Source organism: Rhodococcus sp. S3, assembly GCF_058211795.1.
The window spans coordinates 604,300-630,361 of the sequence record NZ_CM177074.1 but is presented as its reverse complement, the minus strand read 5'-3'; the positions used below and the strand labels follow the sequence as shown (position 1 = coordinate 630,361).

Here is a 26,062-nt window from a genome sequence, read left to right as displayed (position 1 = left end):
GAAGAACGTAGGAGAAAGGAGCCCGAAGTGGGCACACCAGTCATCGTCGAGGCCGCACGGACCCCGATCGGCAAGCGGGGTGGATGGCTCGCGGGCCTGCACGCTGCCGAGATCCTGGGCGCCGTCCAGGCCGGACTCGTCGAACGCGCCGGCATCGACGCCGAGCTCGTCGAACAGGTCATCGGTGGCTGCGTCACCCAGGCGGGCGCCCAGTCCAACAACATCACCCGCACCGCGTGGCTCAACGCGGGCCTGCCCTGGCAGGTCGGCGCGACCACCATCGACGCCCAGTGCGGATCGGCGCAGCAGGCCAACCACCTCATCGCAGGCCTCATCGCCACCGGCGCCATCGACGTGGGCATCGCGTGCGGTATCGAGGCGATGACCCAGGTGCCCCTCGGCGCCAACGTCGGCGACCAGGCGGGCCCGCGCCGGCCGGAGTCCTGGAACATCGACATGCCCAATCAGTTCGAGGCCGCCGAACGCATCGCGCGGCGCCGCGGCATCACCCGCGAGGATGTCGACGCCCTCGGCGTGCGCTCGCAGCAGCTCGCGAAGCAGGCCTGGGACGAGGGCCGGTTCGACCGCGAGGTGCTGCCGGTCGTCGCACCCGTCGTCGACAAGGAGGGCAACCGCACCGGCGAGAAGGCGACCGTCACCCGCGACCAGGGTCTGCGCGAGACGTCGGCCGAGTCGCTGGCGAAGCTGAAGCCCGTGCTCGAGGGCGGCATCCACACCGCCGGCACCTCGTCGCAGATCTCCGACGGAGCCGCCGCCGTGCTGCTCATGGACTCCGACCGGGCGAAGGCACTCGGATTGAAGCCGCGGGCGCGGATCGTCGCGCAGGCACTCGTCGGCGCCGAACCCGAGTTCCACCTCGACGGCCCGGTCCAGGCCACGGCGAAGGTTCTCGACAAGGCGGGCATGAGCATCGGCGATCTCGACCTGTTCGAGGTCAACGAGGCGTTCGCGTCGGTGCTGCTGTCCTGGGCACAGGTGCACGGACCCGACATGGACAAGATCAACGTCAACGGTGGCGCGATCGCGCTCGGCCACCCCGTCGGATCGACCGGGTCCCGCCTCATCACCACCGCGCTGCACGAACTCGAGCGGCGCGACGCGTCGACCGCTCTGATCTCGATGTGCGCCGGCGGCGCGCTGGCGACGGGCACCATCATCGAGCGCATCTGACATGGGCACCGAAACGGCACCGAAGGGCCTCGATTCGAAGGCCACGGTCTCGATCATCAAGTGGATGTCGCGGTTCAACGTCGCGGCGTACCGAGCGACCGGTGGTCGCATCGGCGGGAAGTGGCGCGTGGGAAGCGCCTTCCCGTGGGGCATCCCGGTGTGCCTGGTGACCACCATCGGGCGGAAGACCGGGCAGCCGCGGACGGCCCCGCTGCTGTTCCTCGAGGACGGCGACAAGGTGATCCTCGTCGCCTCCCAGGGCGGACTGCCCAAGCACCCCTTGTGGTTCCGCAACATCCAGGCGAACCCGGAGGTCACGGTACAGATCAAGTCGCGGGTGCGGACGATGCACGCGCGGGTCGCGAACGAGGAGGAGCGGGCGCGGTATTGGCCGATGCTCACCGCGATGTACCCGGACTTCGACAAGTACCAGTCATGGACCGACCGGGTGATTCCCGTCGTCGTGTGCGAGTGAGCGTCCCGGCCGGCACGGTTCGCCGGGACGGTCCCGTGCGGGAATACTGAGTCTCGTACGTCCAGGTTCTCGACGAAGGGATGTCGCACGATGGCAACCACCAATCACGACAAGGTGCTCGACCGGCGGGAGATCGCGGCCGCGCTGCTCCGGGCGCTCGAACGACGCCACGAGGTGCTCGACGTGATCGTCGAGAGCAAGGATCGGGGCGACGCGGTCGCGAAGCTCGCCTCGCTGCTCGACACCGACGAGTTCTGCGCGGAGGCCGTGCTGAACCTTCCGTTCCGCCGCCTGACGCAGGCGGAGCGGAAGAAGATCCGTGAAGAACTCGACGATCTCGATGCTGTGCTGCAGTGGACGACGGCGGCGCGTCCGTACGCGACCGGCGCGCATTTCCGGTTGCGGCCCATCTCCCACAGTGCGGCCGACACGGCGCTGTTCAAGCAGCGCTGCGCCGACCAACTGGGCGACGACAGCGACGAGCGGGTCGAGTCCGAGCGACAGCGCGGCACCGAGTTGATGGACGACGAGTCCGGGATGTGGCTTGTGGCCGAGGATCTTTCGGGCGACGAGCCGAAGGCCATCGGGTTCGCGTTCGGCGAGTTGACCGGCAACGAGGTCGACGTGCGGATCTGGGTGCATCCCGAATTCCGCAAGCAGGGTTACGGCACCGCCACGCTCAAGCAGGCGCGTTCCGAACTGGCCGCCTACTTCCCCGGCTCCACCCTCATCATCCGTACGCCCGCCTAGACCGGCGGCGCCGTCCGTGCGCGTTTCCGGTGACGACCACCGGAAACGCGCACGAGGACATCACGCTCCGTAGACCGGCGTCGGCGGCTGCGACGCCGCGATCAGCTTCTCGACGACGGGCCCGAGTTCCTTCGGATCCCAGCGGTCGCCCTTGTCGATCGCCTCACCGTGCCGCCATCCGTCGGCCAACGACACCTTGCCGCCCTCGGCCTCGAACACGCGACCGGTCACGTCCTTCGATTCGGCGCTGCCGAGCCACACGACGAGCGGCGAGACGTTCTCCGGCGCCATGGCGTCGAAACCCTCTTCGGGTGCGGCCATCGCCTCGGCCATCGCGCCGCCGGCGCCGACGGTCATGCGGGTGCGTGCCGAAGGTGCGATCGCGTTGACGGTCACGCCGTAGCGGCCGAATTCGGCTGCGGCCTGGATCGTGAGCGTCGCGATACCGGCCTTGGCGGCGGCGTAGTTGCCCTGACCGATGCTGCCCATCAGTCCGGCACCCGAACTGGTGTTGATGATGCGGGCGTCGACGGGGTTGCCGGCCTTGGACTCGGCGCGCCAGTAGGTCATGGCGTGCCGCATCGGCGCGAAGTGCCCCTTGAGGTGTACGCGGATGACGGCGTCCCACTCCTCTTCGCTCATGTTGGCGAGCATGCGGTCGCGCAGGAACCCGGCGTTGTTGACGAGCACGTCGAGCCGGCCGAAGTTGTCGAGGGCGGTCCTGACGAGGTTCTCGGCGCCGGCCCAGTCGGCGACGTCGTCGCCGTTGACGACGGCTTCGCCGCCGGCAGCCCGGATCTCCTCGACCACCAGTTCGCCGGGGCTCTCCCCCGTCGCCGTTCCGTCGCTGCCGACACCGATGTCGTTGACGACGACCTTCGCACCCTCCGCGGCGAAGGCGAGGGCGTGGGCACGGCCCAGTCCTCGCCCGGCGCCGGTCACGATGACGACGCGCCCGTCCAGCAGTCCACTCACTTCGTCTCCTTCGTTTCGGCCGCTGCCATGTAGGCAGGGCGTTCACCGCCACCGTGGACGGTCAATGTCGATCCGCTGACGTAGGCCGACAGCGGAGAGGCCAGGAATGCGGCGCAGTGGCCGATATCTTCGGGCTGGGCCAGCCGCCCCAGCGGAACGGTCTCGCCCACTGCGGCGACGCCTGCCTTGTCGCCGTAGAACAGGTGCGACTGTTCGGTTTCGACCAGGCCGACCACCACCGAGTTCACCCGTACCTTCGGGGCCCACTCGACGGCGAGCGACTGGGCGAGGCTGTCGACACCCGCCTTGGCCGCACCGTAGGCCGCGGTGCCCGGCGAGGGGCGCGACCCGCTCACGCTCGAGATGTTGACGATCGAACCGCCGTTGTCCTGCTTCTGCATCACCGCGTTGGCGGCCTGCGCGACCAGCAGCGGGGACAGCAGGTTCAGTTCCACGATCTTGGCGTGGAACTTCGGGCTGGCATCGGCCGCCAGTGCGTACGGCGACCCGCCGGCGTTGTTCACCACGGCGTCGAGCCGACCGTGACGCTCCACGATGGTCTCGATCAACGTGCCGACCTGATCGGCGTCGCGAACGTCGCACTTCAGGAACTCCGCGGTCCGCCCGTCCACTTCGACAGGCTGTTCGGGTTCGTTGCGTGCGCATGTCACGACGGTCGCTCCGGCGCGCAGGAACACCCTGGTGATGCCCGCACCGACTCCTCGTATTCCCCCGGTGACGAGCACGACCGCGCCGTCGAGTCCCAGATCCATTCGCTGCCTCCACGTCGTTCACCCCGCAGGATGCGCGGGTCTCGCGTTGACAACTTACCAAGCAATCGCTTGGTTTGGTACTGCTCCCCCTCGTCCTCCGCCGCTGCTCCTGCTCAGTGGGAATCACGGAAACTTGCTTGTCGGCCCCACTTAGCGTGACGACGAACGCGCGTGTCGAAGAGGAGTGACTGGGCCATGCAGACCGTCGAGCAGGATTACGAGAAATACGTCGGGCAGGTGGCCGAACCACCCCGCGTGGCCCGGTACGCCGTCAACGACGCCATGATCCGCAACTGGGTCGAGGCCCACGACGACTTCAACCCGATCTATGTCGACGCCGAGGCCGCCCGCGAAACCGGGCGCGACTCCATCGTCTGCCCGCCCGCCATGATCTCCACCTGGATCATGGCCGGCTACCGCCGCTGGCGTGATGTGCAGCGCAAGCGGGCCGAGGGCGTCGTGGAGGATTTCGCGTACTCCCGGATGCTCGCCGACCTCGATCGCGAGGGTTTCACCTCCGTCGTGGCGACGAACGTCGAGCAGGACTATCACCGCGAACTCGTCCCGGGCGATCACATCACTGCCCACTACACGATCGAGTCCGTATCGGAGATCAAGCGAACGGGTCTCGGCGACGGCCGATTCTTCACACTGTACAAGCGCTACGAGGGCCAGAACGGCGAAGTCGTCGCCGAGGAACGCTTCCGGATGCTCCGGTTCAACCCGAACACCGACAAGGAGACGCGATGACCGCCGTCCCCCGGCTCACCATCACCCAGGACAACCAGTTCTGGTTCGACGCCGTCCGTGAGGGCCGACTCGAGATCCAGCAGTGCAGCGACTGCGGCACTCTGCGCCATCCCCCAGGACCGGCCTGTCCCGCGTGCCGCTCGTTCGAGTGGAAGACCGTCGAATCCTCGCGGCGCGGAACGCTTCACAGCTGGACGATCATCCACCACCCGCAGGATCCGGCCTTCGAGTACCCGCTCGCCGTCGGGCTGATCGACCTCGACGAAGGAATCCGCATCGTCGCCGACATCGCGGGCGTCGACCACGACACCCTCGAGATCGGCATGGAACTCGAGGTGGGATTCTCCGAGCACGCGCACGGCGAGATCCTGCCCCAGCTGCGCAAGCCCGGAGGAGACGCATGAATCTCACCGAATGCACTGTCGGACAGTCGCTTCCCGAACTCGTCCTGCCGATGGATCGCACGACCATCGTGGCCACCGCGATCGCGTCACAGGATTTCGAGGACGTGCATCACGACCCGGCTGCCGCACTCGGACGCGGCACCCCGGACGTGTTCATGAGCATCAACGCCACCAACGGTTTCGTCGACCGGTACGTCACCGACTGGACCGGACCGTCGGCGCGGGTGCGCCGCGCGTCGCTGCGCCTGGGCGTTCCCTGCTTCCCCGGCGACCCCATGCACATGAACGGTGAGGTGACCGCCGTCGACGGCGCGGCCGTCACCGTGAAGGTGCAGGGCCGCAACAGCAGAGGCGTCCACGTCACCGCGGAGGTCGTGGTGGAGCCGTACGAGAGGAAGAGCCGATGACCGTCAAGGGCTTCTCCGGAGCCGCCGCTATCGCCGGTATCGGAGCCACCGAGTTCTCCAAGAACTCCGGCCGCAGCGAATGGCAGCTCGCGTGCGAGTCGGTCCTCGCCGCTCTCGAGGACGCACAGATCGGCGTCGAAGAGGTCGACGGCTTCGCGCTGTTCACCATGGAGACCAACCCCGAGATCGCCGTCGCCCGCGCGCTCGGCATCCCGGAACTGAAGTTCTTCAGCCGGATCCCGCACGGCGGTGGCGGCGCCTGCGCGCCCGTGCAGCAGGCCGCGCTGGCCGTCTCGAGCGGTGTCGCCGACGTCGTGGTCGTCTACCGCGCCTTCAACGAGCGCTCGGGCCACCGTTTCGGCGCCGGGCCGCCGCCCTTCGCCTACAACTCCAGCACCGACCAGGAATACCGGAACTGGATCAACCCGTACGGTCTGCTCACTCCCGCTCAGCAGGAGGCCTTCCTGGCCCGCACCTACATGCACAAGTACGGGGCGACCAGCGCGGACTTCGGGCAGATCTCGGTGCTCTCGCGCAAGCACGCGGCGAACAATCCCAAGGCCTGGTTCTACGAGCGGCCCATCACCCTCGACGACCACCAGAACTCGCGGATGCTCGCCGACCCCCTGCGTCTGCTCGACTGCTGCCAGGAGAGCGACGGCGGCCAGGCACTGGTCATCGTGAGTGCCGAACGCGCACGGGATCTTCCGCACCCGCCGGCGATCATCACCGCTGCAGCGCAGGGTGTCGGCCCTCAGCAGATCTCGATGAGCAGCTACTACCGCGAGGACATCGACGCGATGCCCGAGGTGGAGCTCGTCGCCCGGCAGATGTGGGCACAGGCCGGTTTCGGCCCCGAAGGTATCGACGCCGCGATCCTGTACGACGCGTTCACCCCCATGGTCCTGCTCCAGCTCGAGGAGTACGGCTTCTGCGGTCGCGGTGAGGCGAAGGACTTCATCGCCGACGGCAACCTCGAGGTGGACGGGCGACTGCCGATCAACACCCACGGCGGTCAGCTCGGTGAAGGCTACATCCACGGCGTCAACGGCATCGCCGAAGGCGTCCGGCTCATCCGCGGCACCTCCGTGAACCAGCCGGCGAAGACACTCGACAACGTGCTCGTCACAGGCGGATCGCCGGTGCCGCACAGCGCGATCGTCCTCTCGGCCGACCGTTAGGCCCGCAACCCGGGCCCCGACCACCTCTCAGGAGACCACATGCATCCCGAGCTGTCCGACAAGTCACGGCGGCTGCGCACCGAACTGCGGGAGTACTTCGCCCGCATCATCGACGACGACGATCGACGCGCCCTGGTCGATCAGACCGAGGGTGGACCGGTCTTCGACAAGATCTACCGGCAGATGGGCGCCGACGGCTGGCTCGGCCTGGGATGGCCCGAGGAGTACGGCGGACGTGGTGAGGACCCCGAGGCGCTCTACGTCTTCTACGACGAGACGATCCGCGCCGGCGCGCCGGTCTCGCTGGTCACGCTCAACACCGTCGCCCCGGCCCTGATGAAGTACGGCACGCAGGAGCAGAAGGACTTCTTCCTTCCCAAGATCCTTACGGGTGAACTGAAGTTCGCGATCGGGTACACCGAGCCCGGCGCCGGCACCGACCTCGCCGCGCTCCAGACGCGGGCCCGCATCGACGGTGACGAACTCGTCATCGACGGCAACAAGCTGTTCACGAGTTCGGCCATCTTCGCCGACTGGATCTGGCTCGCCGTGCGCACCGATCCGGACGCGCCCCGCCACAAGGGGATCTCGGTCGTTCTCGTGCCGACCTCGTCGCCGGGCTTCTCCGCCACCGAGATCCAGACCGTCGGCGGAATCAGCACGGCGGTCACGTACTACGAGAACATCCGCGTTCCGCTGAGCAACGTCGTCGGGGAGCTCAACGGCGGCTGGACCCTGATCACGAGCCAGCTCAACCACGAGCGTGTCGCGCTGGCCGCCCGCGGTGGCATCGCCAACGAGATGTACGACGAGGTTCTCGCCTGGGCGAAGCAGGAGCCCTTCGGCCCCGGCGTGCTGTTCGACGTCCCGTGGGTCCGTTCGACTCTGGCCGAGGTCTACGCGCTGTTGTCGGCCGCCGACCTGGTGAACCTTCGTCTGGTGTCGGACATCGCGGCCAACACCCTCGACGGTGGTGACTCCGCCGCGGCGAAGGTGTTCGGAACCGAGGGCGTGGTCGCGGCCTACGGCATGTTGCAGGAAGTGCTCGGCGCCCGCGGTCTGCTGCGTCCCGGTAGCCACGGCGCCGTGATCGAAGGCCGCGTCGAAGCGCTCGGCCGACGCGCGCAGAACAACACCTTCGGTGGTGGCAGCAACGAGGTGATGCGCGAGATCGTGGCGGCGAAGACCCTCGGAATGACCCTGGGCGCCCGTAGGCGCCCCGACGCGACGGCACAGGCTGCGGTGAAGACGCCGGCCGAGACGAGGAGCTGACATGGAATTCGAACTCGATGACGACCTGATCGCGGTCGAGGACCTCGCGTCGCAGGTCTTCGGTTCGCTGGCCAAGGTCGAGCGTGTGGTCGAGGTGGAGCGCAAGGAAGGCGGCTTCGACGCCACCCTGTGGCAGGCACTCGCCGACGCCGGGCTCCTCGGACTCGCTCTACCCGAGTCCGTCGGCGGCGCCGGAATGGGCATGCTCGGGCTCACGACGATCCTGCAGCAGCAGGGCCGTCGCGTCGCCCCCGTTCCCGTATGGTCCACCGTGGCCGGTGCGGCTCTTCCGCTCGCACAGTTCGGCACGGAAACCCAGGTCGAGCGTTACGTTCCGAAGCTCATCGACGGGTCGGTCGTCCTGACCGGCGCGTTCGACGACACTCCGGGCGCGAGCCCCACCGTGACCGCGATCCGCAAGGGCGACGACCTCGTCATCAGCGGTGAGATTCCGTCCGTTCCGTGGGCTCCCATCATCGCCGGCGTCGTCGTCCCGGTCCGCTGTGACGACGACTCGGTCGCCGTGGTGGTGGCGCCGGTGGACGCGACCGGCGTCGAGGCTGTCCCGGTCGCCGTGACCGGACGTGGCGCCGAAGCGGCGGTGCGCTTCACGGACGTGCACATCGGAGCCGAGGACGTCCTGCCCGGTGACGGTGAGGAGATCGCGGCCTGGACCCGTCGTCGTATCCGCATCGCTCTTGCTGCCGTTCAGCTCGGGGTGTGCGAGGAGACGCTGCGGGCGACGGCCAAGTACACCTCCGAACGCGTGCAGTTCGGACGCCCGCTGTCGACGAACCAGGCTGTCGCGGTGCGCGCGGCCGACGCTTACCTCGACACCGAAGCGATCCGGCTCACGGTGCGCAAGGCGGCATGGTTGATCGACGTCGGACGCGAGGACGAAGCCGAGTCCGCGGCGCTGGTCGCCAAGTGGTGGGCATCCCGCGGCGGTGTGCGGGTCGGTCTGACCGGCCAGCACCTGCACGGTGGTATCGGCGCCGACATCGACTACCCGATCCACCGCTACTTCCTGTGGGGACGGCAGTTGGCGTTCACCTTCGGCGGGGCGGACGCGACCGCCGCTGCGCTCGGGGACGTCCTCGACACCGCACCCTCGATCGGCGCCGCCGGATAGCCGGCCCGCACTCACGACGCGAGTCCCTTTCCCACACGGGAGAGGGACTCGCGTCGTATCCGGACCTGTCGCTACTCCGTCAGATGGACGAGCAACAACTCGCAGCTGCTCCGCACGTCCGCCTCGGTCTCCTCGAGCGTCGCTGCACCGTTGAGATACGCGACCAGCAGACCGGACCACATCATCGACAGCAGCCGCACGGCGTTCCGATCCTCTTCGGTCGGGTCGTCGAGGCCCGCCTTGTCGAACAGGATGCGGTGGAACGTCCGCCTCACCTCTTCGGAATCCGGCACCACCGCCGCGGGGGCGGTGCTGTTGGACAGCAACATCGCGGAGGCCAGGAGAGGCCGGTCGACGAACCGCCTGGTCATCTCGATCAGCACCTCGGTGATCGCATCCCGGGCACTCATACCCGGTTTCCGCGCCGGCAACCGATCCGCGCCGAGTTCGAGCCGGTGGAGCAGCACCGCCACGAACAGGTGCGTCTTCGACGGGAAGTACCGGTAGAGGGTCCCGATCGCCACCCCGGCACTCTTGGCGACCTCGGTCATCTGCACGCGGGCCAGTTCGTGTTCGGATCCCAGCCGTGCTGCGGCCTCGAGGATCCGCACCTGCCGTCGCCGCTGCTCGGCCGAGGTCGGCTCGGCTCCGTCCCGCGCCTTACCGATTCTGGGCACCGGTTCCCCTTTCCACGATGACGGCCCGTCGTTTCTGTCCCGCGCCGTCGGGCAGATTGTCGCATCGCGGTTTTTCTGCGGTCCCGAACGGTGGGAGCTCGGGGCCTCGCCGACCCGGGTCGTTCCGGCAGGAAGTCCACTCAGCGAGAAGCCGTTCCGAGGTGTCACGCGTCACCCATACGCTCGATTCGAAGGACGTCGCCGGAGGCAGCGACCAGAGCGAATCGGAGTGAGTCACATGCAGACCCGGATACCGACCTACGAAGCCGAGTTCGACGTCGACGTGCCCGGCCCGGACGAGATGCGCCGCGCCATGGGGCGCTTCGCGAGCGGCGTCACCGTCGTGACCGGCCTCGACGAGGACGGCCCCACCGGTTTCGCGTGCCAGTCGTTCGCGTCGGTCTCGCTCGAGCCGCCCCTCGTGCTGTTCTGCGCCGACCACCGTGGGCGTGCATGGCCGCGGTTGCGCCGTACCGGCTGGTTCACCGTCAACGTCCTCGGCGAGAACCAGACCGATCTGTGCGCTCGCTTCGGGTCCGGCCGCGGCCTCAAGTTCGACGGTCTCGACTGGGATCTGTCCCGCTGGGGCACTCCGTCGCTACCCGGCGTTCTCATGCGGGTGCACGCCTCGGTCGAGGATGTGCACGTGGCAGGTGACCACGATGTCGTCATCGGACGTGTCGCCGAACTGGAGTGCGTCGGCGACCAGAGTCCGATGGTGTTCTACCGCGGGGCGTTCGGGCTCGACGCGCGGTAACTCCGCCGATACTTCCTCCGCCCGCCGCTACCGGCGGGCGGAGGAAGTCGTCGTCACACCCTCACGGAGGGCGTCGCATCGGCGTCGACCTTCGCGAGACGGGCCCGGCGCGACTGCGGAACGGCGGCGGTGAGGACGGCCGCGAGAAGCGCGACGCCTGCGCCCGTCAGCAGGACGACCCGGAAGCCGGACTCCGTGGGAATGGTATGACCGGCGAACGGCGCACTCATCTGCGCGAGGACGACACCGATGACGGCGGAAGCGGAGGACGTGCCGACCGACCGCATGAGACTGTTCACGCTGTTGGCGGATGCCGTATCCGTGGCAGGGACCTCCCCCATGATCAGGGCGGGCATCGCACCGTATGCGAACCCGACTCCCGTGCTGCAGATCGCGGCGACGACCGCCAGGCCCAGGACCGATCCCATCAACAGCAGCCCCACCGTGTACCCCAGAGCGATGATCAGGCAGCCCACCAGCAGCGTGGTCTTCGGACCGCGGTGAGCCGAGAGCTTTCCTCCGATGGGAGAGACCGCCATCATCATCAGACCACCCGGTGCCATGCACAGACCCATCATGATCATGGACTGGCCCAGTCCGTGACCGGTCTCTTCCGGCAGCTGCAGGATCTGCGGGAGAATCAGCGACTGGGCGTACATCGCGAAACCCACCACGATCGAAGCACTGTTGGTGAGCAGCACGGGCCGGCGGGCGGTGACGCGCAGATCCACCAACGGATCGCGGACCCGCAGCTCCCACCATCCCCACACTACGAGCAGCAGGACGGCAGCGGCGAGGAAACCGATCGTGAGGGTGCTCGACCAGCCCCAGTCGGCGCCCTTGGAGATCGCCAGCAACAGACAGACGAGGGCCGCACTCAGACCGACCGCTCCCACCGCGTCGAAGCGTCCGCCGGACTGCAGGACGGGAACATCGCGGAGAACCCACCACAACGCACCCAGCGCCACCGCACCGAGCACCGCCACGCCCCAGAACAGGAACCGCCAATGCACGTACTGTGCAACGGCGGCAGATGCAGGCAGTCCGAGAGCGCCGCCGACGCCCATGGACGCACTCATCAGTGCCACGGCCGAATGCAGACGGTCGTACGGCAGTACGTCCCGAAGGAGGCTGATTCCCAACGGGATCAGACCTACGCCGATTCCCTGCAGACCGCGACCGATCACCATCGGCACGAGTGTGGACGAGAGCGCACACACGATCGAACCGGCGATCACCGGCACGAGGCAGACGAGCATCATGCGGCGTTTGCCGTACATGTCGCCCAGTCGTCCGGTGACCGGAGTCGCCACGGCACCGGCGAGCAAGGTCACGGTGATCACCCATGACGCGTTCGCGGCAGAGGTGTTCACCATGGTCGGCAGGTCCACGATCAAGGGCACGACCAGGGTCTGCATGAGCGCCGCGATGATGCCGGTGAAGGCGAGGACACCGACGAGAGCCCCGGAACGGACCGGGGTATTTTCGGATATGTCTGTCATAGAACTCCTGAAAGAAAAGAAATATGCATGATGCATATTCGACGCATCATGCATTCGATGTGTACAGTACATACTGATGACGCCGCAACGTGGCGACCTACTCGGGTGACGTTCTTCACGAAAGACTTTCGATGACCAAGCCGACCCACTTGATCGAGTTCGAAGCGATGCTGCTCGGCCGGCACCTGGCGAACATCAACAGCCGCAAACGCGGCAGGCATTCGCTCGACCGCAGCGCCTATACGGTTCTCAGCCGCATCAGCATGCAGGGCCCGATGTCGATCGGCCAACTCAGCGACGCACTCGATCTGGACAGTTCGACACTCAACCGGCAGACCTCGGCGATGACCGCCGCCGGGCTGGTCGAACGTATCCCCGACCCGGACGGCGGGATGGCCCGCAAATTCCGGATCACCTCCTCGGGCGAGGAGAAGCTCGCCGCCGAGCGCGCCCACGGAGTCGCCGCGCTCGAGCGCGTGCTGACCGATTGGTCCGAGGACGAGGTCGCCACCTTCGCAGGGTGGCTCGAACGCTTCAACAACGACATCGAACGCTTGACGGGGCATCCGTGGCCGCGGCCCACCGGGTCCGCAGTGCATCTTCCCGACGGGTCCGTCGGGGGGATGTGAGCCGGGGGTACCGCGCGAGCACGGTTCGGTGGCCGGCCGAGACCACCGGCAGACCGGAACACCTGCGGTACGAGTGATGCCACCGCCGTCGAGACGGCGGTGGCATCACTTCCGGTCACACGTCAACCACGATGCTTTCCGTGGGCAATACCTCCGGCGGGCGTCGTCGACGGCACCAAGGACGGAAGTTCCTCGGTCCTGAGCCGGCGGGGACGTTCCGTCATCACGGTGGGCTGGACCATGTGCACCTCGCTGAGGAGGGCGGCCGGGAAGTAGACCGACGCCGTGACACCGGCGTTCGTCTCGGTGTCGAAGGTCGGCCTCAGACGCACGCTCATGCCGTTGCGGGCCGCCAGACGCCCGATCACGAACAATCCCAGTTGCCGCGGGGCGTCGACATCGGCATTCTCACCCGCCGCGAGACGGATATTGATCTCCTCCATGGCATCTCGGGGAATACCGATTCCGCGATCGGCGATATCGAGAAGCAGGCCACCCTCCACGGCGGAGGAGAACTCGAACCTGACGGGAGTGCTGGGCGGGGAAGCCCGCAGCGCGTTGTCGACGAGTTCGGCCACCAGATGCACCACGTCGTTCACCGCCTTACCGACGAGATATCCGTGCGGGGTGTTCCCGATCTGCACCCGCTGGTAGTTCTCCACCTGGGACACCGCACCGCGGAGCACGTCGCCGAGCGGTGCGGGCCCGCTGCGAGTACGCGGGCGCGTGCCCGCGAGAACCAACAGGGATTCGCCGGTACGCCGCATGCGCGTCGCCAGATGATCGAGAGCGAACATGCTCTGCAACCGCGCGGGATCCTTCTCCTCGTATTCGAGAGATTCGATCAGCGAGAGCTGCTGTTCGACGAGGGTCTTGTTGCGACGTGCCAGCGTCTCGAGCATCACGTTCACCTGTTTCCTCAGGTGGGCCTGCTCGCCGGCGAGACGCAGCGCCTGCGTGTTCATCGAATCCACCGCTCGGGAGAGTTCGCCGATCTCCTCGTCCGTATCGGTGCCGACGGGAGCGAGACGGACGGAGTCGATGTCGGCCCCGTCCTTGACCGCCGCGATGGCGGCGGGAAGCTCGGTGTTCGCCGCTGCGAGAGTGTTGTCCCGTAGACGCCCCAGGGGCACCGACAGGGAACGGATGACTGCTATCGCGAGGAGCAGGGCGAGTACGAGTGCTGCCGTGACGAGGAGCGCGTCGCGGGTGGCCGCGGTACGTGTCTCGTCCGCCAGTTCTTCGAGCGTCCCGATGATGCGCGCGCTGGCGCTGTCGATCCCCTCCGCATAAGGCTGGGACGCCGAAATCATGGCGTTGCGGAGGTCTTCCCCGAATTGCCTGCTCGGCGTGAAGTTCTCGATCAGTCTACGGCGCGATTCGATATCGCCGAGCATCCCGTCGATCTGCCCGGTATCGAGCCCCGATCCTCGAAGGAGTCGCAGCGTCGACTCTTCGGTGTTCATGGCGTTGGTCGCCAGGAGCCGGGCGGCCTCGGGGTTGGTGGACAGCAGCCGGAAGGACTCCATCTGGTCGAGGAGGTTGAGCTGCGCGTCCCACATCACGAGCAGGTTCGTGGCGTCGACGAGAGCGTCGTGGTTCTCGAACAGGTCGAACAGGTCCCGGAAGAGATTCTTGCACCGCACCAGGAAGTCGGTGGTCCGGCGACCGAGCTCGTCGACGCCGAGGGAGGAGTTCATGACCGCGGCGTAGAGCTGGTCGCCGTCGGCGAGCAGCGCATCGAGTTCTACGGCGACATCGGAGTTGAGATCGGCTCCTGCGGCGAGTTCCCTGAGCGTGGCCATGGACTGCGTCACATCGTCCGAAGTTGCGTTCTTGGGGGTGAATCCGAGGCTCGTGGCGGTAGCGACGCTGATCAGAGCGGTGGAGAAGTCGAGCAGTGCCGGGGCGACAACGGTCTGTTCGGACAATGCGGCCGACCGCTGCGCTTCGTCGAGCTGAGTCGTGACGCGTACGGCACCGAGAGCGACAGCGACGACGAGGGGAATCGACAGCACGGCCGCGAGTCTGTATTTGAGACGCCAGCGGCCGATCTGCAGGGCACGTATTCGGCTCGGATCCACTTCTCGGATCTCCCTTTCACGATCAGAAGAACGTGCTTTTCGGACATAAGTAGCATCTTTTCGGAACGTTCTACACCAGATCCGCGTGCGGGTAAATACTTCGTCCCGGGCACGGAGACGAATTCCGTGCCGGTCGGCCTCGCCCGAGGACCGGCCCCCTACGAACCGGTCGGCCGAACCGTCGATCGCCGAAGGACGAGCACCGTCGTCGAGGGCCGGACCGGACACGTCCGCACCGGAGACGATGAGGAATCCCGGCGGCAGCCCGCCCCCGCCGGCCCCCGGCAACCGTGCCCAGCCCTGTGTTCGTTCATCGATACCCCCCTGTTCGCGGCGTCGAACATACACAATGCGTGCGGAGGGCAGTGAGGAGGTCCGCCCTTTCCGTGTACGGCGACAACGCTCCTCGCGTGTTCGACTACCCGATCAGGCCGCCCACCCGGCACCGAGGTCCGGTCGCCGGCCTCCGGCGCGAATTGCAGAGCCGGCGCACGGCTGGGGTCGCCGAACCCGGCATTCCCCCGCGGCAGGCTCGCACGACACGAGATGCGGAGCCCTCCCGGACTCGGATCCGGAATGCCCCGCTCATCGCACCCGAGGGGACATTCCGGTGCCACTCACTTCGTCGCCGCACGCCTCCCTGCGCGCCGGCCGAAGAAGCTACCGTCGCCGAGAGAGATGCCGCTGCAATAGCCCCATGCGGAAAGACCGGATGTACAGCGCCCCGCCGCATACAGACCGGGAATCGGTTCTCCGTCCACGTGAAGGACTTCCGAGTCCACCGAGGTCTGCAGTCCGCCCAGAGTGAAACCTCCGGTCATGCCGCGCAGATCGATCGCGGCGATCGGCGATCGGAGGGGCCGCACCCACTCCGACTTCTTTCCGAGTACCGGATCCGTCCCCGATTCGGCGTGCCGATTGTAGAGCTCCACCGTCGAGACGAGAGTTCCTGCGGGAAGACCCATTTCGGACTCGAGTTCCGACACCGTCTCACACACCCAGGTCGGCCGGTGACGGAGTTGCGGACTCGAGGTCGGTGTGGCCATTCCTTCCTCGTAGGCCTGTTCGTCGATGACCAGGAACGCCTGATTGTCGTTCTGGTACATGGTGAGCTGGCCGATCCGCCCGGGATAGGTGTCCTCGGTGACGTAACGCTGCCCCCGGCCGTTGACCAGGATGCCTCGCGCGATCAGTTGCGGGTCGCAGAAGAACGCGACCTCACAGGCGTCCATATGCGCCAGTCGCGCACCGAGTGCCTGAGCCATCGCGATACCGTGACCGTCGTGCTCCTCTACGGTCGCGGCCGGCCGCTTGTACAACCGCGGGGCGTGCGCCTGCATCATCTCGTCGTTGTAGGCGAACGACCCGGTGGCGAGTACGACACCGCCGCGCGCACGTACCGTGAGCGGAGCACCGAACCTCGTGGCGACGATCCCCACGACACGTCCGGTCTCGTCGACGACGAGACACTGGACCCGAACATCGGATTCGACACGCACGCCGAGATCGGCGGCCTTCGCGATCAGGGTGGTCATGAGCACGTAGCCGGCAGCCTGATCACCGTTGCGCGGCATCGGCACCTGAGCGAGATGCCCCCGGGGAGCGGGGCCGACGAGTGTGGCGAACGGCGCGGCGTTCTCACCACCGCTGTACATGAGCGAGTCGTCCACGGGGCACTCCCACCCCGGCTGCGACCAGAAACTCTCCTTGTAGGGCACGCCGCATGCTTCGAGCCACTCGAAATGGCCGACGCTGCCCTCGCAGTAGACGTCGAGTTTGTCCTCGTCCACCCCCGGACCGAGAGCCGCGGCGAGAAAGGTCTTCATCTGCTCGGGGGTGTCGTCGAATCCGCAGGCCTTCTGCAGTCGCGTGCCACCGCCGAGATAGACGATGCCGCCCGAGAGCGCCGCCGCTCCCCCACCGCCACCGGTACGCTCGAGCACCAGCGCATCCGCGCCACTCTCGGCCGCACCGATCGCCGCGGAGACACCGGCGATACCGAAACCGGCGACCACGACGTCGGCTTCGAGATCCCAGCGTTCGATCTCGCCCGCAGGAACAGGGCGAACCGGAGAAGTGCTCATGGGAGGTCCTTCCGAGAACGGAGAGCGGCACACGATTCCGCAGAGGGTGGAGCGATCCCTTCGGACCGTAGACGCCGTTCCCCCTCGGCGGTGAGAACTTCCCGGTGTTCGGGAGGACGGGCCGAAACACTCGCGGCGTCCCCACCGCGAGCGCAGAGATCAGACGAGGTTGTCCTCGACCGGCAACCCGAATGCGTCCCGTCCGTACAAGGCATAGGCCCGCTCCGGTTCGTTCGCGACGTGGACGCTTCCGGCATGCGCGTCGCGCCAGGCACGTTCGATGACTCCACCGAGGAACAACGACGTCCCCCCGGCCGTCTTGAACAACAGGTCGATCGCCTCGACCGCTCGTTCGGTGGCCCGCACCTGATCCCGTCGGGTACGCAAGCGCAACTGCAGCGGAATCTCCGTGCCCGCCCGCGCCAGCTTCCACAGCTCACGCATATTGTGGTCGAGTTGGAGCGTCGCCGCGTCGATATCCGATGCTGCCCGTCCCACGGCGACCTGCGCGAACGGATCGTCCACGAAACGTCCCCCGCCCAGGCTCAGCCGCACGCGTTCGCGCATCGCCGACAGATACTCGTCGTAACATCCGGCGACCACTCCCACGATGGGCACGGCGACGGTGGTGGTGAACATGGCGGCGAACGGAAGCCTATAGAGCGGACCGGTGTTGACCTTCCGGCCCGGACCCCGCAGCTGCGAGGTCTCGTAGTTGCTCTTGGCCCGGTAGTCGGGGACGAACACGTCGTCGACGACGATCTCGTTGCTGCTCGTTCCCCGTAATCCCACGACGTTCCACACGTCGCGAATCACGTAGTCGCACTTCGGAACGAGAACAGTGACGAAATCGACGGGCCGCCCCTCCGACCCGACGATCACCGCACCCAGCAGCGCCCACGACGCGAACCCGCAGCCGGAGGAGAACATCCACGTTCCGGACAGGCGGTAACCACCACCGTCGACGGGGACGAGTCTTCCGACCGGGGCGTACGCCGAGGAGATGAGCACGGAATCGTCCTCCCCCCACACGTCGCGTTGCGCCCGATCGTCGAACAGAGCGAGATGCCAGGGGTGGACACCGACGATGGAGGCGATCCACCCCGTCGAACCGCACGCCTCCGAAATCGTCCGCACCACTTCGTAGAAGCGTGCGGGTTCGGTCTCCCATCCGCCGTACCGGCGGGGCTGCAACATGCGGAACACTCCGGCCGAGACGAGATCGCGGATCGCCTCGTCGGGAATGCGGCCGAACTGGTCGACACGTGCGGCCCGATCGGCGATCCCCGGGGTCAATTCGCGGACCGCGCCCAGAACGTCGTCGGCGGTCATCGGACTCCTCGTGTCGTGTGTGCGTCTCCCCCGCAGCATATCCGGGTTCACGCGCCGACCCCTGTGCCTCCGTGTGCAACCACAGCGTCTCCCCAGTCACGGGGATGTTGAAGGCTCCGTGGATCGTGGCACGACGGTCGGGTTCGATACGCTTTGCCGGCGTGTGTGACACCTGCCGACTGTAGGCGCCGGGATCGAGCCGGACCTCGATGTTCACGATATCGCCCGGCCGCCGGCCGTGTTGACGGACGAGCGCGCACAACGCATCGATGGGGCACCCGTGTAGTGGCAGGCGGGGTTGTACTTCACGGCGCTGTCGCGTATCCACCAGTGGTCTCCGATTCCTCGGTGATCGCCTCACGTCGCACCGAACGGAATCCTCGAGCCTCGAAGAATGCCGGTTCGAGATCGAGCCGCGCGGTCATGTCGTAGCCGACAGTGACAGGCGAGCGAACAGGCCGCCGACGCGGCGATGCCACGGCGTCGTACGCCGTGGCATCGTCGGAAAGTACCCGGGTGAACGAACTCGATCAGCCCACCGGAGGCGAGAACGCCGCGAGCGGTTCGGAACCCGACCAGTCGTGACCCCAGTAACTGTCCGCGGTGATTTCCTCTGCGGTGTAGAAGGTCTCGTCGACGAGCATCCCCTCCGTGCCGAACTCGATGTCCCATCCGCCCGGAGCCCGGACATAGAACGAGACCATCTTGTCGTTGGTGTGGCGGCCCAGCGTCGACGAAATCGAGAACCCGAGCTTGTTCACCCGGTCCAGGGCCTGACCGACCGCGTCGAGGGTGTCGACCTCGAGCATCAGGTGCACGAGACCGGGTTCGGCGGTGGGCGGCGCCGGGCACAACGCGAGGCTGTGGTGACGGCGGTTGACGCCCAGGAACCGCACGCGTCGCACAGGCGGCGGTGCCGACAGGCCACCGAGCCGCGTCGCTCCGCGCGGCAGGAAACCGAGTACCTCAGTGTAGAACTCGTAGGACTCCGCGAACGCGGCGGTGGGTAGGACGACGTGGCCGAGCCCCTCCTCGCCGGTGTGGAAGACACCGGCGAAGGGCGTCACGACCGGGCTGTGGTCGAGCACCGGGCCGAAGAACACCTCGGTGCGGGTGCCGCCCGGATCGTCGAATGCGATGACCTGCTCGGCGTCGCGATAGGTCGACTCCTCCTCGGAGAGGACCTCGACGGTGATGCCGGCCTTCTCGACCGCTTCGCGCACGCGACGCAGCGCGAACTCGTCGCGCACCTCCCAGCCGACGGCGAGTGCCTTGTCGACCTCACCGGGCAGCACGATCAACCGTGCCCGCCGCTCGTCGACGCGCAGGTACAGGCCGTCGGCCTCGGGGCCGGCGCCGATCGCCATCCCGAGTCCGTCGACGACGAGTTCGCGCCACCGTGCGATGTCTGTGGTCTGGATCCTGAGATAACCCAGTCCCCGGATGTCCGTCATATCCGAATGTTCCTTCGCCGTAATGGATGTGATGTCAGATCATCGACCGCATCACGCCCTGCGGTTCTTCGCCGAGCTGGGTGAGCGTCGCGGCATGGAAGATCGAACCGGGCACGTGGATGGCGTGGCTCAGACCGGCGTGCGCGTCGCGCCAGAAGCGTTGCAGCGGGTTGCTCAACTGCAGTGCGCCACCACCGGCACGCGAGAAGATCTCGTCGACCGCTGCCACGGCCCGCCAGGCGGCGGCGGTCTGCGTGCGCCGACCGATCGCGCGCTGCTCGAAGGTGACCTCGATGCCCTTCTCCGTCATGTCCCAGAACCGATCGACGGTGTCGAGGATCGCGGCGCGCGAAGCAGCGATCTCCGCAGCGGCCCCACCGAGAGCCGAGAGCACGTACGGATCCTGCTTGATCGCGGTGCCGGAGACCGTGACCCGCTCACGCTGCGACTCGATGTAGCAGTTCAGGGCACCCTCGGCGATACCGATGAGCGACGAGGTGATACCCAGCGGGAAGATGCACGAGAACGGGAACTTGTAGAGCGTCTCGTCACGTCCGGCGTCCTGCCACGCCACGCCGCCCATGACACGCTCGGCGCGCAGGGTGCGGTACTCGGGCAGGAAGGCGTTCTCCACGATCAGATCCTTCGAGCCGGTGCCGCGCAGACCGACCACGTTCCAGCTCTCGTGGTCGATGCGGTAGTCCGATCGCGGCAGCAGCACGTGCAGGCTCTGCGGGGGGCTCAGCCGGTTGCCGTCCTTGTCGCCGACGGCAGCGCCGATCATGACCCAATCGCAGTGGTCCGTGCCCGAGGAGAACGACCAGCGGCCGTTGAGGATGTATCCGCCGTCGACGGGAGTTGCGACACCCATCGGCGCGTACGGGGAGGCGATCCAGGTGTCCGGGTTCTCGCCCCACACCTCCTCCTGCGCCTTCGGGTCGAAGAAGGCCATCTCCCAGGGGTGGACACCGACGATGCCGCTGACCCAGCCGGTCGCGCCGTCCATCGCGCCGATGGCCATGGCGGTCTCCGCGAACTCGCGCGGGTGCGCCTCGAGACCCCCGAATTCCTTCGGTTGCAGGAGCCGGATGACGCCGGCATCACGAAGCCGTTTGGCGCTGCGGTCGGTCAGACGCATGAGCGTGTCGCCTTCGGCACCGTCCGCGCGGATCTCGTCTGCGAACTCCGAAACGGAGTCGAGCACCTGTCCCATGATCTCTCCCACCTGTGAGGGTGACGCCCCCGATACGGCGTGGCGAGCGTCGGTTCCGTTGGTGCCTACAGTCGCAGGAGAACAACACTTCCATTGCCGGAGTTCCACTGAGCGGGAACACCCTGGCGCTCGCCGGGGGTCGAGGAACCGACCCCCGGCGACCGCTGCCTAGGAGTCTTCTCGGGTGAGGAACGCGAGGACGGCCGAGAGCCATGCCTCACGGGCCTCGATCATCGTCCAGTGGCCGCAATTGGGGAATACGTGCAGCTCGCCGTGGCGCAGCTCGCGCATGGGCAGCATGGCCATGTCGACGGGGCTGACCCGGTCGTCGCGACCCCAGGTGAGCAGGGTCGGGGCCGTGATCTTGTGGAGCTGCGCCCAGTACGGAGTGGCGTCGGACGCGGCGGCGGCCTTCGCCCCCGCAGCGAAGGCCGCAGTGCTGTACATACGCCGCGCGATCTCGAGGGTCTTCGGTTCGGTGGCGAGCGTCCACCTCTCCTCGATGAGCTCGTCGGTGATGACCGCGGGGTCGTACACCATGGAACGCAGCCAGCGAACGAGCTTTTCGCGGGTCGGATCGTCGGTGAACTCCATGAGCAACCGGATGCCCTCGCCGGGTGCCGGCGCGAAGACCGATCGTCCCGCGCCCCCGATGGTGACGAGCTTTTCGACCCGATCGGGGTGCGCGATCGCGAACTGCGTTCCGACGATGCCGCCCATCGAGTTACCGATGATCGAGACGCGGTCGAGTCCGAGACCGTCGAGGAAATCGGTGACCGCCACCGACGCCATGGCCATCGGGTGTCCTTCGCACGGGTCGCTCACTCCGAAGCCGGGAAACTCCAGAACGAGGCACCGGAAGTGCTCGGCGAGGTCGGCGAGCACACCGCGGTAGTTCCGCCAGCCGGTGACGCCCGGTCCGGAGCCGTGGAGCAGCAGAAGCGGCTCGCCCGTGCCGGCTTCGTGGTAGCGAAGGGTGCCGCGGTCGGTCGCGAGTTCCCGCGCCGTGTTCTCGAAAGTGAATTCCGTCGTCATACCGACGAGGCTTCCAGTGATTCCCCTCACGTCGCGCGGACGCTCCCGATCACCGGGATGTTCCGGACGTGCCGGCGGCCGGTGAGCGTATGCAGGTTACATCCAGCCGTCCGACTGCGTGGCGAGCATCTGCTCCATGACCTGCGGAGACCACGAGTCTGCAGTGTTCCGCGCGGCACGATTGCGACGAGGTGCGCTCAGCTCCGGGTACAGCGTGTGCGAGATGTCGCGAACCGCGCCGGCGACCAGGGGTGCGATGCGCTCGAGGTGGCCGGGACGGGTGGGACCGCACAGGGAGATCGCGGCGACCGGCGATGCGGGGCTGCGGATCGCGGCGCCCACACAGGACATACCGGTGGTGGCCTCGCCGGTCTCGAACGCCAGGCCGTGACGACGGCGGATGCGATTGAGTTCGAGGTGCAGGGTCGACAGGTCGGCGATGGTCCGCTCGGTGCGACGCGGCAGGTGCGGGCCGGGGTAGAGAGCATCGACCTGTTCCGGCTCGAGTCCGGCGAGCAGCGCCTTCCCGCCCGCCGTGGAGTAGGCGGGTACACGTCCACCGACCCGCGACGGCAGCGTCGCGGCGAGCTGGCCGCCGATCTTGTCGAGGTAGACACAGTCGGGCCCGTCGAGCACGGACAGGTGCGCGACCATCCCGGTGGTCATGTGCAGTTCGTGGAGGAGCGGTGCCGCGGCCTCGCGGACACGGATGTGTCCGTTGTCGCCCTCTCCCATGGCCTTTGCGCGGCGACCGAGGCAGTAGCCGAACGACGCATGGTCGATCCAGTCGAGTCGCACCATCTGGTCGAGGATGCGGTGGACCGTCGAACGCGGAAGCTGGGTGCGGCACGCGACTTCCTCGAGGGTGAGCCGCGATGAGAGATCGTCGAAGGCATCGAGGATGAGGGTCATTCTCTCGACCATCGATGCAGGCAATTCGCGCTTCGGTGCCTGGGAGACCTGCGTACGTTGTGCCTCGGACATCGCCACCCTTTCTCCGGAATCCGATCACCCACGAGAGAAAAACTGAAATTGATTCTTGTGAGCGGATGCCAGAGTACTCGGCGAGTGACCTGTTGCACAATTCCCGATCAGCGGACCGGGCCGATTGCGCGATCCGCGTCTTCCTCACCGAGCGTCCGCCGACACGTCTCACTGAGCAGGAGGTCCCTGTCCCCCGGGCCGAGCGATGGGTACAACCTCGGATGTGGGCGGAATCTGCCTGCACCCGTCGCCCGCCGAGCCGAAAGAGTCGAGACCGAGATGTCAGAAACCGAGTCCCCCCTCTTCCGCCCCCTGACGGTGCGCTCCCTCGAGCTCCGCAACCGCATCGTGATGTCCCCGATGACCCGCTCCCACTCCCCGGGTGGCGTACCCGGACCGGACGTGGTCGAGTACTACCGGCGACGCGCCGCGGGCGGCACCGCCCTGATCGTCACCGAGGGCGTCGCCATCGAGCACCCGACGGCAGTCGACAACCCCCGCGTGCCCCACATGTACGGCGAAGCAGCTCTCGAAGGCTGGCGTCGCGTCGTCGATGCGGTCCACGCCGAGGGCGGACGCATCGTTCCCCAGCTCTGGCACGTCGGCCCCCTCTGGGGCGCGATGAGCGCGGATGTCGACCCCGACCTCGTCCCCATGCGACCGTCCGGGATCTGGGGCGAGCTCGGCGTGACGTCCTACGGCGAGGACTACATCGCCCGAGCCTCCGCACCCACGCGAGCCATGACCGCCGAGGACATCGAACAGGTCGTCGATGCCTACGCCGACGCAGCCGCCGCTGCCGCCGAAGCCGGGTTCGACGGCATCGCACTCCACGGAGGGCACGGCTACCTGCTCGACGCGTTCCTCTGGGAAGGCACCAACCTCCGCGACGACGAATGGGGCGGCGACCTCGAGCGCCGCACCCGCTTCCCCGCGACGGTGGTCGCCGCCATCCGCTCGCGCATCGGCGACGACCTGCCGATCTTCTACCGTTTCTCGCAGCACAAGCAGCAGAACTACGAGGCCCGGATCGCCCACACCCCCGACGAACTGAAGGCCGTCCTCACCCCCTTGAAGGAAGCCGGCGTCGACGTGTTCGACGCGAGCATCCGCCGCTTCGACCTTCCGGCATTCGAAGGCAGCGACCTGACCCTCGCGGGCTGGGCCAAGAAGGTCACCGGCGCACATTCGATGGCCGTGGGCAGTGTCGGAATCGCGACGACGTTGCGGGAGAGCCGCCTCCAGGGCAGCGCGCCCGCGCGCAACAACGTTCCCGAACTCGAACGACGGCTGGGCGACGACGAGTTCGATCTGATCGCCATCGGACGTCTGCATCTCGCCGACCCTTCTCTCGCGACAACCCTCCGCAACGGCGCGGAACTCCCCGAGTTCGACCGCTCGGTACACGAGGCCGCGCTGATCTGACATCCCGAAGGCGTTCTCGCTCAGCGAGATAGCACAGCGTGACAGCTCTCACCTGCGATACCAAGTGATCCGAGCCACTCCCATTCGTGGGGCAGGGAAACACGGCCCGCGCTCGGGCCGCCGAGAGTCTGGAATGTGCTTTGACTTCCTACGCCAATGAACTCTCCCAGCCGGAAGCCGCAACCCCGAAGGGGCGGAGCCGGTTCGACCGGCAGCAACCGGTATGGGTGATCGTGTCGGTCCTGATCGCCGTCGAGATCATCAGCGCGTTCGAAACATCGATGATGTTCGCCGCGATCCCGACGTTGATCACCGAATTCGACAGCGACGCATCGACGGTCGGATGGGCGGTGACGGCCTTCCTCCTCGTCTCGGCTGCCTCGGCCGCCGTGTGCGGACGACTCGGCGACATGTACGGCCGGGAACGCATCCTGATGGTCCTGCTCGCCGTCGCGGCGCTCGGCTCGATCGTCAGCGCCGTCGGCGACAGTCTCACCAGCATCATCATCGGCCGCGCGATCCAAGGTGTGGCCGGCGCGATCCTGCCGCTGTGCATCGGGCTGGCCCGTGAGCACCTTCCCGCCTCCCGCGTCCCCGTTGCCGTCGCATTGATCTCCGGCTCCGCAGTCGCAGCAGGTTCCGCGTCGCTGCTCGTCGCCGGTCTGCTGATCGACAACGCCAGCTGGCACATGATCTTCGTCGTCGCAGCCGCATATGCGATCTTCGCTCTGCTGCTCGTCTGGTTCGTCCTGCCGTGGCGTCGGCCCACCGGGACCTCCGAGAAGATCGATTACATCGGCGCGGTCACCTTCGCCGGTGCGGTCGCCGCGATCCTGCTCGGTGTCAACAAGTCCCAGGCATGGGGCTGGTCGGACCCGCGCACCCTCGGTCTCATCCTGGGTGGCGCCGCCGCCCTCGTCCTGCTCGTGCGGTGGGAACTGCGCACTCCCTCCCCCATCATCAACGTGCGACTGTTCGCCGACCGCAAGTTCTCGCTCACGATGCTGGCGACCGTCGCGATCGCGGCGGGTCCGCTGGGCGTGGTCACCATGATCATCCCGATCATCATGCAGACGCCGTCCACCGGCGACTTCGGCCTGGGCCTGAGTGCGACACACGCGGGTTGGCTCTCGTTCATCGGTTCTTTCTTCGGATTCGTCTGCACCCCGCTGAGCGGCCGGATCTCCGCCGCAGTGGGTTCACGCGCCTCGATGCTGCTCGGCACCGCCCTGTTCATCGTCGGCGTCGTCGTCATGCTCACCGCTCACCACTCCGTGGTGGCCATGACCGCCATGGTCGTCGTGGTGTCGGTCGCGACCGCCTTCGCCTACACGGCGATTCCGAACCTGATCGTCGAGTCCGTGCCCGAGCACAACACCAGCGAGACGACCGGCACGAACGCCGTGCTGCGCACCGCGGGCCAGGGTGTCGGAACGTCGATCGCGACCATGCTGCTCGCGTTCGCTGCGACCCCCCTCGCAGGGATCAACATGGTCGGCGGCATGCTCATCGCGCTTTCCGTGGTGACCATCGGGATCACCGTGCTGATCCCGCGCACCGCGCGCACCGCCTGATC

General features: G+C 67.2%; 24 protein-coding genes. 13 read left to right on the top strand and 11 right to left on the bottom strand.

Annotated features, from left to right (window positions below):
* The first annotated feature begins 27 nt into the window (after positions 1–27).
* The 3 genes from AC0LPE_RS02945 (at position 28) to AC0LPE_RS02935 (ending at position 2,416) form a co-directional block, all read left to right on the top strand.
* Positions 28–1,191: a steroid 3-ketoacyl-CoA thiolase gene (locus AC0LPE_RS02945; protein WP_430716462.1), complete on the top strand. Its 1,164-nt coding sequence runs from the start codon at positions 28–30 to the stop codon at positions 1,189–1,191.
* 1 nt (position 1,192) lies between these two features.
* Complete coding sequence (locus AC0LPE_RS02940) at positions 1,193–1,666, top strand: nitroreductase family deazaflavin-dependent oxidoreductase (RefSeq protein WP_430716461.1); 474 nt, start codon at positions 1,193–1,195, stop codon at positions 1,664–1,666.
* A gap of 90 nt (positions 1,667–1,756) precedes the next feature.
* Entirely contained in the window at positions 1,757–2,416 is a 660-nt protein-coding gene (locus AC0LPE_RS02935; RefSeq protein WP_443208654.1) for a GNAT family N-acetyltransferase, read from the top strand.
* A gap of 60 nt (positions 2,417–2,476) precedes the next feature.
* Here the strand turns inward: AC0LPE_RS02935 and AC0LPE_RS02930 are convergent, their stop codons facing one another.
* Complete coding sequence (locus AC0LPE_RS02930) at positions 2,477–3,391, bottom strand: SDR family oxidoreductase (RefSeq protein WP_490605571.1); 915 nt, start codon at positions 3,389–3,391, stop codon at positions 2,477–2,479.
* Positions 3,388–4,164, bottom strand: a complete 777-nt coding sequence (locus AC0LPE_RS02925) for an SDR family oxidoreductase (protein WP_490605570.1) — start codon at positions 4,162–4,164, stop codon at positions 3,388–3,390. Before AC0LPE_RS02925 ends, AC0LPE_RS02930 begins: the two co-directional genes overlap by 4 nt.
* A 195-nt stretch (positions 4,165–4,359) precedes the next feature.
* On the opposite strand from AC0LPE_RS02925, the gene AC0LPE_RS02920 reads away from it, so the two are divergent.
* From AC0LPE_RS02920 to AC0LPE_RS02895, 6 genes are read left to right on the top strand one after another with little or no spacing between them, the layout of a single operon-like run.
* Positions 4,360–4,914 (top strand): FAS1-like dehydratase domain-containing protein, encoded by a 555-nt coding sequence (locus tag AC0LPE_RS02920; RefSeq protein ID WP_490606304.1) that lies wholly within the window; start codon positions 4,360–4,362, stop codon positions 4,912–4,914.
* The gene (locus AC0LPE_RS02915; RefSeq protein ID WP_088897562.1) at positions 4,911–5,318 is read left to right on the top strand and encodes a Zn-ribbon domain-containing OB-fold protein; all 408 of its coding nucleotides are present in this window, start codon (positions 4,911–4,913) and stop codon (positions 5,316–5,318) included. The genes AC0LPE_RS02920 and AC0LPE_RS02915 overlap by 4 nt, the downstream gene beginning before the upstream one ends.
* Entirely contained in the window at positions 5,315–5,725 is a 411-nt protein-coding gene (locus tag AC0LPE_RS02910; RefSeq protein WP_490605569.1) for a hotdog family protein, read from the top strand. The genes AC0LPE_RS02915 and AC0LPE_RS02910 overlap by 4 nt, the downstream gene beginning before the upstream one ends.
* Positions 5,722–6,906, top strand: a complete 1,185-nt coding sequence (locus AC0LPE_RS02905) for a lipid-transfer protein (RefSeq protein ID WP_088897563.1) — start codon at positions 5,722–5,724, stop codon at positions 6,904–6,906. The genes AC0LPE_RS02910 and AC0LPE_RS02905 overlap by 4 nt, the downstream gene beginning before the upstream one ends.
* 39 nt (positions 6,907–6,945) lie before the next feature.
* Complete coding sequence (locus AC0LPE_RS02900; RefSeq protein WP_016694679.1) at positions 6,946–8,178, top strand: acyl-CoA dehydrogenase family protein; 1,233 nt, start codon at positions 6,946–6,948, stop codon at positions 8,176–8,178.
* 1 nt (position 8,179) lies between these two features.
* Positions 8,180–9,310, top strand: a complete 1,131-nt coding sequence (locus AC0LPE_RS02895; RefSeq protein WP_159416768.1) for an acyl-CoA dehydrogenase family protein — start codon at positions 8,180–8,182, stop codon at positions 9,308–9,310.
* Between the two features lie 71 nt (positions 9,311–9,381).
* Here AC0LPE_RS02895 and AC0LPE_RS02890 read toward each other — a convergent pair whose 3' ends face one another.
* Complete coding sequence (locus AC0LPE_RS02890) at positions 9,382–9,987, bottom strand: TetR/AcrR family transcriptional regulator (RefSeq protein ID WP_490605568.1); 606 nt, start codon at positions 9,985–9,987, stop codon at positions 9,382–9,384.
* A gap of 238 nt (positions 9,988–10,225) precedes the next feature.
* Here AC0LPE_RS02890 and AC0LPE_RS02885 point away from each other — a divergent pair, with 238 nt between their 5' ends.
* Positions 10,226–10,744, top strand: coding sequence for a flavin reductase family protein (locus tag AC0LPE_RS02885; RefSeq protein WP_490605567.1), 519 nt, complete (start codon positions 10,226–10,228; stop codon positions 10,742–10,744).
* Positions 10,745–10,797: 53 nt separating this feature from the next.
* On the opposite strand, the gene AC0LPE_RS02880 is transcribed toward AC0LPE_RS02885, so the two are convergent.
* The gene (locus tag AC0LPE_RS02880) at positions 10,798–12,246 is read right to left on the bottom strand and encodes an MFS transporter (RefSeq protein ID WP_226950058.1); all 1,449 of its coding nucleotides are present in this window, start codon (positions 12,244–12,246) and stop codon (positions 10,798–10,800) included.
* A 131-nt stretch (positions 12,247–12,377) separates the two neighbouring features.
* Between AC0LPE_RS02880 and AC0LPE_RS02875 the strand changes: the two genes are divergently transcribed.
* Positions 12,378–12,875 (top strand): MarR family winged helix-turn-helix transcriptional regulator, encoded by a 498-nt coding sequence (locus AC0LPE_RS02875; protein WP_160873683.1) that lies wholly within the window; start codon positions 12,378–12,380, stop codon positions 12,873–12,875.
* A 122-nt stretch (positions 12,876–12,997) separates the two neighbouring features.
* Here AC0LPE_RS02875 and AC0LPE_RS02870 read toward each other — a convergent pair whose 3' ends face one another.
* From AC0LPE_RS02870 to AC0LPE_RS02840, 7 genes are all read right to left on the bottom strand, one after another.
* Positions 12,998–14,893, bottom strand: a complete 1,896-nt coding sequence (locus tag AC0LPE_RS02870; RefSeq protein ID WP_490605566.1) for a sensor histidine kinase — start codon at positions 14,891–14,893, stop codon at positions 12,998–13,000.
* Positions 14,894–15,576: 683 nt separating this feature from the next.
* Entirely contained in the window at positions 15,577–17,043 is a 1,467-nt protein-coding gene (locus AC0LPE_RS02865) for an FAD-dependent oxidoreductase (protein ID WP_490605565.1), read from the bottom strand.
* Positions 17,044–17,202: 159 nt separating this feature from the next.
* Entirely contained in the window at positions 17,203–18,375 is a 1,173-nt protein-coding gene (gene hsaA / locus AC0LPE_RS02860; RefSeq protein WP_490605564.1) for a 3-hydroxy-9,10-secoandrosta-1,3,5(10)-triene-9,17-dione monooxygenase oxygenase subunit, read from the bottom strand.
* Between the two features lie 530 nt (positions 18,376–18,905).
* The gene (bphC, locus tag AC0LPE_RS02855; protein WP_106200679.1) at positions 18,906–19,829 is read right to left on the bottom strand and encodes a biphenyl-2,3-diol 1,2-dioxygenase; all 924 of its coding nucleotides are present in this window, start codon (positions 19,827–19,829) and stop codon (positions 18,906–18,908) included.
* Between the two features lie 34 nt (positions 19,830–19,863).
* Positions 19,864–21,042 (bottom strand): acyl-CoA dehydrogenase family protein, encoded by a 1,179-nt coding sequence (locus AC0LPE_RS02850; RefSeq protein WP_490605563.1) that lies wholly within the window; start codon positions 21,040–21,042, stop codon positions 19,864–19,866.
* A 168-nt stretch (positions 21,043–21,210) separates the two neighbouring features.
* Complete coding sequence (locus AC0LPE_RS02845) at positions 21,211–22,077, bottom strand: alpha/beta fold hydrolase (protein ID WP_159416773.1); 867 nt, start codon at positions 22,075–22,077, stop codon at positions 21,211–21,213.
* Positions 22,078–22,173: 96 nt separating this feature from the next.
* Positions 22,174–23,061, bottom strand: coding sequence for an IclR family transcriptional regulator (locus tag AC0LPE_RS02840; RefSeq protein WP_159419045.1), 888 nt, complete (start codon positions 23,059–23,061; stop codon positions 22,174–22,176).
* A 279-nt stretch (positions 23,062–23,340) separates the two neighbouring features.
* Between AC0LPE_RS02840 and AC0LPE_RS02835 the strand changes: the two genes are divergently transcribed.
* Positions 23,341–24,486, top strand: a complete 1,146-nt coding sequence (locus tag AC0LPE_RS02835; RefSeq protein ID WP_160877752.1) for an oxidoreductase — start codon at positions 23,341–23,343, stop codon at positions 24,484–24,486.
* A 227-nt stretch (positions 24,487–24,713) separates the two neighbouring features.
* The gene (locus tag AC0LPE_RS02830; protein ID WP_490606303.1) at positions 24,714–26,060 is read left to right on the top strand and encodes an MFS transporter; all 1,347 of its coding nucleotides are present in this window, start codon (positions 24,714–24,716) and stop codon (positions 26,058–26,060) included.
* Positions 26,061–26,062 lie beyond the last annotated feature (2 nt).